This is a genomic window from Siphonobacter sp. BAB-5405, assembly GCF_002872335.1.
GTDB lineage: Bacteria > Bacteroidota > Bacteroidia > Cytophagales > Spirosomataceae > Siphonobacter.
In genome coordinates this window covers 1-811 of sequence record NZ_NJAG01000172.1, presented here as the reverse complement: position 1 = coordinate 811, position 811 = coordinate 1, and the positions used below count along the sequence as shown (strand labels likewise).

Sequence of the window (811 nt, the reverse complement as noted above, 5' to 3'; positions counted from 1 at the left end):
TATACCAGGGAGCTTCCGCAGAACCCGGCAAATCAGACGTTCCTGTAAACGCGGGAAGACTCAACCGAAGCAGCAGGTTGTCAGTGTTTTTGAATGTAGGCATCCATGACAAACTCCAGACGATTATTCAGGAAATTGAGGTCAATTCCGGCATTCCAGGAACGGGTGGTTTCCCAGGTTAAATCTCTATTGGAAATATTGGCTGTCTGAAAGGCCGTTCCCCAATTGTTCGTCTTGGTATTGACCAAATTACTTTCGTAAGCGAAGGCATTGACATTGGCATTCCCAACCTCGCCATAGGTGAAACGCAACTTCATGTCATTGACCACGCTTTTAATGGGAGCAAAGAATGCTTCTTCGGAAGCTCTCCAGGCCACCGCCACCGAGGGGAACGTTCCCCACCTTCTTCCTTCGGCGAAATTGCTGGAACCATCGCGTCGTAAGGTGGCCGTAAGCATGTATTTATCTCTGTAACTATACAACGCCCGGCCAAAGACCGATACCATAGAATAGTCGGTACCATATCCGTTGTTCAGGGCGTAATTGGCATCTCCGGCATTCAGCCCGGTCAGATCGTTCGCTCCAAATTGTCGTTCGCCACGCAGAAAATCGGAGGTTCGGCGGAACACCTCATGAGCAACCATCAGTGAGGTTCTGTGATGCTTTGAAAAGGTTTTTTCGAAGTTTGCGATGTTCTTCCACGACCAGAACTTTCGGAACGTCTTTTCGTGCATATTCTGGGTATTCGACTTGATGGACTGCCCGAACTGGTAAGCGGGCAGAAACTCCAGATAATTATCGATTCCCCCTT

1 protein-coding gene is annotated in these 811 nt (G+C 48.8%); it reads right to left on the bottom strand.

Annotated features, from left to right (window positions below):
* Window positions 1-80 precede the first annotated feature (80 nt).
* A partial coding sequence (locus tag BWI97_RS26840) for a TonB-dependent receptor domain-containing protein (RefSeq protein WP_146011096.1) occupies window positions 81-811 on the bottom strand: 731 nt, incomplete at its 5' end.